Annotated in this window: 7 protein-coding genes; 3 read left to right on the plus strand and 4 right to left on the minus strand. The window is 68.1% G+C overall.

Translation table 11 applies throughout. The features are described 5' to 3' along the window. Positions 1-46: 46 nt before the first annotated feature. Positions 47-811: an ATP12 family chaperone protein gene (locus tag KDJ86_RS20160; protein WP_291750120.1), complete on the minus strand. Its 765-nt coding sequence runs from the start codon at positions 809-811 to the stop codon at positions 47-49. Beyond that, positions 811-1,875 (minus strand): RluA family pseudouridine synthase, encoded by a 1,065-nt coding sequence (locus tag KDJ86_RS20165; protein WP_291750139.1) that lies wholly within the window; start codon positions 1,873-1,875, stop codon positions 811-813. Before KDJ86_RS20165 ends, KDJ86_RS20160 begins: the two co-directional genes overlap by 1 nt. Before the next feature lie 83 nt (positions 1,876-1,958). Here KDJ86_RS20165 and KDJ86_RS20170 point away from each other — a divergent pair, with 83 nt between their 5' ends. Genes KDJ86_RS20170 through KDJ86_RS20180 form a run of 3 tightly spaced genes read left to right on the plus strand, consistent with a single transcriptional unit; the run spans position 1,959 to position 3,936 of the window. Further along, entirely contained in the window at positions 1,959-3,194 is a 1,236-nt protein-coding gene (locus tag KDJ86_RS20170) for an MFS transporter (protein WP_291750122.1), read from the plus strand. Continuing rightward, a complete protein-coding gene (gene crcB / locus KDJ86_RS20175; protein WP_291750124.1) occupies positions 3,191-3,589 on the plus strand; it encodes a fluoride efflux transporter CrcB in 399 nt (132 codons plus the stop codon). The genes KDJ86_RS20170 and crcB overlap by 4 nt, the downstream gene beginning before the upstream one ends. Positions 3,590-3,591: 2 nt before the next feature. Then, the gene (locus KDJ86_RS20180) at positions 3,592-3,936 is read left to right on the plus strand and encodes a putative PII-like signaling protein (RefSeq protein WP_291750127.1); all 345 of its coding nucleotides are present in this window, start codon (positions 3,592-3,594) and stop codon (positions 3,934-3,936) included. A 6-nt stretch (positions 3,937-3,942) separates the two neighbouring features. Here the strand turns inward: KDJ86_RS20180 and KDJ86_RS20185 are convergent, their stop codons facing one another. Both KDJ86_RS20185 and KDJ86_RS20190 read right to left on the minus strand, forming a co-directional pair. Then, a complete protein-coding gene (locus tag KDJ86_RS20185; RefSeq protein WP_291750130.1) occupies positions 3,943-4,431 on the minus strand; it encodes a gamma-glutamylcyclotransferase family protein in 489 nt (162 codons plus the stop codon). Beyond that, positions 4,432-4,683, minus strand: coding sequence for a hypothetical protein (locus KDJ86_RS20190; RefSeq protein ID WP_291750136.1), 252 nt, complete (start codon positions 4,681-4,683; stop codon positions 4,432-4,434). Positions 4,684-5,145 lie beyond the last annotated feature (462 nt).

The following is a 5,145-nucleotide window of genomic DNA, read 5'->3' on the forward strand; positions in this document are numbered from 1 at the left end:
CGGCGCATTTCGGCAAGCTCCCCGACCCCTACCGCAAGCTCGACGGCTACTGAGCGCGCGCCCGCTCCAGCACCAGCGCGGCGGCCTTGAGCTCCGCGAGGCGCACCGCCCGGCGGGCGAGCGCCATCTCGTCCTGCCCCCACTGGCTCATCTGCCAGTCCTCGTCGACATGGGCGGCGCCCCAGGCTTCCTCGACCGAGAGCCGGCCCCTGGCCAGCGCCAGCGCGATGATCGCCGAGCCGGTCAGCGTCGTCGCGACGTGAAGCGCCGAAAGGCCGAGCGCGTCGAACGGCGCGACCGCCGCCTCGATCGCCGCGATGGCGGCGTCGTCCTGGGCGACATGGATGATGCTCTCGGCGAGCAACAGCCGGGCGCCGAGGTCGTCCCGCGCCCAGGCGACCAGCGGCCCCCAGGCCGCCTCCTCCGCAGCGGTCAGCCCCTCCGGTCCCTCCGCGCGGTAGCAGATCAGGTCGCTCCCGGCATGCGCCACCACGTCGGCGCGGACCGCATCGATCTCCCCCGACACCCGGTCGATCGCGGTATTGACGAGCCGGGTCAGCGGCATCCGGTCGGGGTTGATCGTTTCGACCTGCGCCTCCCATTCCGCCGCGATCGCCTGCGCCACCGCCTCGTCCTTGACCGCCAGCAGGTTCTTCGCCGGCGTGCGGGCCTGGCGCCCGTCGAGCAGGAGCCGATAGCCCTCTTCCCCGGCCTCGACCGAGGCTTGGCTGTAGAACCGCTTCGGCAGTTCGGGTTGCATCAGCCGCTTGGCGAGGGCGGACGCGTCGGTCGGCGCCTTGCGATCGGCCATCACTCCTCCTCGCCGCCGCGGTCGCCCATCTCGGCATCGAAGCCGAGCAGGTTCCAGCTCTGCAGCATGTGCGGCGGCAAGGGCGCCGAGACGTCGAGCGTCCCCCCCGAAGGGTGCGGAATGACGATCCGCCGCGCATGCAGGTGGAGCTTGTTCTGGATGCCGCCGGGGAAGTCCCATTCGTCCTCGGCGGAAAAATATTTCGCGTCGCCGATGATCGGATGGCCGATATGGGCGGCGTGGGCGCGCAGCTGATGGGTGCGGCCCGTCACCGGCCGCATGGTCAGCCAGGCGAGCTTCTGGCCGGCCTGGTCGACCACCGAATAGAGCGAGACCGCATGGCTCGCCTCGTCGCTGCCATGGCGGGCGACCTTCATCTTCTCGCCCTCCTCGCCCTCGCCACGGGCGAGCCAGGTCGAGATCCGGCCCTGCTTCGGCTTCGGCACGCCCTTGACCAGCGCCCAGTAGATCTTGCGGGTCGAGCGCCTGCGGAAGGCGGCGGCGAGGTGCTGGGCGGCGAGCCGGGTCCGCGCCACGACGATGACCCCGGAGGTATCGCGGTCGAGCCGGTGGACGAGGCGCGGCTTCTGCCCCTTCCGGTCGCGCAAGGCCTCCAGCATCCCGTCGAGATGCCGCGTCAGCCCGGAGCCGCCCTGGACCGCGAGCCCCGACGGCTTGTTGAAGACGAAGACCGCGTCATCCTCATGGAGGAGCATCGCCCGCAACTGGTCGAGATCGCCGCCCGTGCCGCTCGCCTTGCCGCCGCCCCTGGCGAGCGAAATCTGATGGTCCCCGCCAGCGCCACCGGGCCTTGCCGTACCGCCGGCCGGCATCGCTCCGGACGCCTCCGCGCCGCCCTTCTGGAGCGGCGGAATCCGCACCACCTGACCCGGTTCCAGCCGTGTGTTGGTCTTCACCCGCCCGCCATCGACCCGCACCTGGCCGGAACGGATCAGCTTCTGCAGGTGCCCGAAGGAAAGCTGCGGATAATGCTCGCGAAACCAGCGATCGAGGCGCATTTCGGCTTCGTCGGCATCGACGGTTCGGGTCTCGACTGCGGCCATGGCTGACATGATGCTCGGGGATCGGCCCGCCTCATAGCACCAAGTTGCGGACGATACGAGGCATTGGTGGTATGCCGATACGGATGACCGACAGCATCAGAAGGCACACGAGGGCGATTCCGGCGAGCATCTGGGTCCTCGGCTTCGTTTCCCTGCTGATGGACGTCTCCTCGGAGATGATCCATGCGCTGTTTCCGGTCTACCTGGTGACGGTCCTCGGCGCCTCCGCCCTCACGGTCGGCGTCATCGAAGGGGTCGCCGAGGCGACCGCGTCGATCACCAAGGTCTTCTCCGGCGCGCTGTCGGACTGGCTCGGCAAGCGGAAGGTCCTCGCCGCGCTCGGCTATGGCCTGGCGGCCTTCACCAAGCCGGTCTTTCCCCTTGCCCAGTCGATCGGCTGGCTCTTCGCCGCGCGCTTCGTCGATCGCATCGGCAAGGGCATCCGCGGCGCCCCGCGCGACGCGCTGATCGCCGATATCGCGCCGCCGGAGCTCCGCGGCGCGAGCTTCGGGCTTCGCCAGTCGCTCGATACCGTCGGCGCCTTCATCGGGCCGCTGCTCGCCATCGCGCTGATGGCCCTGACCGGCGACGACTACACCTTCGTCTTCTGGATCGCGGTCATCCCGGCCTTCCTCTCCTTCGGCCTCATCGCCACGCTGGTGAGGGAGCCTGAGCGGTCGCCGGCCCGCCGCAAGGTGCGGGCGCCGCTTTCCCGCGCCGAGCTCGGCCGGATGGGCCCGACATTCTGGTTGGTGGTCGGCGTCGCCGCCGTCTTCGCCCTGGCCCGCTTCAGCGAGGCCTTCCTGATCCTGCGCGCCGTCTCGGTCGGCCTGCCGCCCGCCTTCGCCCCGGCGGTGATGGTCGTCATGAACGTCGTCTACGCGCTCGCCGCCTACCCCGCCGGCATCCTGTCGGACCGGGTCGACCGCTTCGGCGTCCTGACCGTGGGGCTCACCCTCCTCGTCGCAGCCGACCTGGTTCTCGGCCTGACCGGAACCATCGCCGGCGTCGCGATCGGCGTCGCCCTGTGGGGGCTCCACATGGGTTTGACCCAGGGGCTTCTCGCGACGCTGATCGCCGACTCCGCGCCGGCCGAATTGCGCGGCACCGCCTTTGGCGTGTTCAACCTCGCCGGCGGAGTGGCGGCGCTGGCGGCAAGCGTCATCGCCGGCGGCCTGTGGGAGGCGATCGGCCCGGCTGCGACCTTCCTTGCCGGCGCGGTGTTCACGGCAATCGCCCTCGCGGGCCTGCTGGCTGTTCGCTCCCGCCTTGCGCAAAGCGCGAACAGGTTGCACGGTCAGGAAAAGGCGAATCGATGATCACCTATCTCTGGATCGGACTTGGCAGCGCCCTCGGAGGTATGGCCCGCTACTGGATGTCCGGCGTTATCGCGCGGACGGTCGGCGAGACGTTTCCCTGGGGCACCCTGGTCGTCAACGTCGTCGGGTCGTTCATCATCGGCTTCGTCGCGATCCTCACCGCTCCCGACGGCCGCGTCTTCCTCAGCTCGACCACCCGGCTCGCCCTGATGACCGGCTTCTGCGGCGGCTACACCACCTTCTCTTCCTTCAGCTTGCAGACGCTCAACCTCCTGAATGACGGGGAATATGTGTATGCTGGAGCCAACATCGTCATTTCCGTCGTTATATGCCTCGTCGCTGTGTGGGCCGGCGCAGCCGCCGCCAATGGCATCAACACCATGAGGTGGATCTAGCCATGAAGGTCCCGCGCGACGCCGTCCTGCTTCGCATCTTCATCGGCGAGGACGACCGGCACGGCAATACGCCGCTCTACGAAGCCATCGTGCTCAAGGCGCGCGAGATGGGGCTTGCCGGAGCAACGGTGCTGAGGGGGCCCATCGGCTTCGGCCATTCCAGCCACCTCCACACCACCAAGATCCTTCGGCTGTCGCAGGACCTGCCCATTCTCATCGAGATGGTGGATTCCCGCGAGAAGATCGATGCCTTCACGCCCGTGCTCGACACGATGATGGGAAGCGGGCTGGTGACGCTGCAGGAAGTCCAGGTCATCCAATATGGCGAGGAGCGGAACGGCGACTGACGGCGATCAGCCGGACGTCGGATGCTTCGTCGGGATCGCCTTCAGCCCGGCGACATAGGCCGCCGGAAAGCCGTGGTGAACGGCGCCGTCGATCAGGTGCTTCACGTAGCTCCGCGAAGGATGCCCGGGATCGGGCGAAGGGATCGCCACATAGGTCAGTGCCTCGACCGTGGTCCGATCCGGCCGCAGGACCCGGACGGTCCGCCGCAGGTAGCGGCTTTCATGCGCCCGGTCGGGAAAATGCCCCTCGCGGGCGTCGAGCGCGGCGAAATCCTTCCCGGACATCCGGTAGAGCGCGCCCCAGACCACGGCGCTCTCCGCCATCCCTCCGTCAACCGCCTCGATGCTGGCGACCGCGCACCGCCGGACCGGCGAATGCCGTGGAAAATGCAGCCGGTACCCGTCGAGCCGCGCCACCCCGATCAGCGGCGAGCCCGGACACCGCTCGGCCCACTGGACGGGATCGAGATTGGAGCCATAGGCGAAGTAGATCATTCACGCCCCGCCCGGCTTCCGGCCATTCCGCTCGTCGTCGAGGCGAACATACGCATCGAAATCCCGGAAAATACCTTCGAAAGACTCGATGTCGGCGCCCCACTTGTCGAGCCGCCGCCGGAGTTCCACGATCTGGTCCGGGGTCAGCTTGGCGCGAAAATAGGACGTGTCAACGAACCAGTCGGGCAGGTCCTCGCTCCGGACCCGGCGCCGGCCGTTTTGATCCAGGTCCTGGCGGCGTTCATCGACCATTTGATCCTCCCCCGGACGCGAGCCACGTCCCGGCCAGCCATCCCCTGTCGTCCTCCGGCTTGACCGGAGGGCAAGCGTAGGGCGGATTAGCGGAGCGTAATCCGCCATTTGGCCGCGATGCCCCGGTCACAACATCTCCGCTACGGCACCTTGCCACCCTCATTAATTGTATTTTTTCCACCCCCCTATTCAAGGCTGGTGTGCTCACCCATGATAAGCCTCCGGTCCACGGGATTTCGAATGACCGGATCAGGTGGATCCAACGGATGCGTTTCTCCAGTTCAGTCGATTCGGACCGGGTCGTGTTGCCGACCCTTGCGATGATCGTCGGCTGCCTCTGGACCGCCTGCAACGCCATCGCGGCCCCGGAAGGACCGCCGGCCGCGGACGACGTGATCTCGGTCCCCCAATCGGCGGCCGATCCGCTTGAGGTGCCGCTTCCCGGAAAAGCCGGGCTTCAAC

Source organism: Bauldia sp. (assembly GCF_020442045.1).
In the GTDB taxonomy this organism is placed as follows: domain Bacteria; phylum Pseudomonadota; class Alphaproteobacteria; order Rhizobiales; family Kaistiaceae; genus Bauldia.

Excerpts from the sequence above, each read along its gene's own strand:
- KDJ86_RS20165 (WP_291750139.1), bottom strand. The coding sequence starts at position 1,875 with ATGGCCGCAGTCGAGACCCGAACCGTCGATGCCGACGAAGCCGAAATG.
- KDJ86_RS20190 (WP_291750136.1), bottom strand. The coding sequence starts at position 4,683 with ATGGTCGATGAACGCCGCCAGGACCTGGATCAAAACGGCCGGCGCCGG.
- KDJ86_RS20185 (WP_291750130.1), bottom strand. The coding sequence starts at position 4,431 with ATGATCTACTTCGCCTATGGCTCCAATCTCGATCCCGTCCAGTGGGCC.
- KDJ86_RS20170 (WP_291750122.1), top strand. The coding sequence starts at position 1,959 with ATGACCGACAGCATCAGAAGGCACACGAGGGCGATTCCGGCGAGCATC.
- crcB (WP_291750124.1), top strand. The coding sequence starts at position 3,191 with ATGATCACCTATCTCTGGATCGGACTTGGCAGCGCCCTCGGAGGTATG.
- KDJ86_RS20180 (WP_291750127.1), top strand. The coding sequence starts at position 3,592 with ATGAAGGTCCCGCGCGACGCCGTCCTGCTTCGCATCTTCATCGGCGAG.
- KDJ86_RS20160 (WP_291750120.1), bottom strand. The coding sequence starts at position 811 with ATGGCCGATCGCAAGGCGCCGACCGACGCGTCCGCCCTCGCCAAGCGG.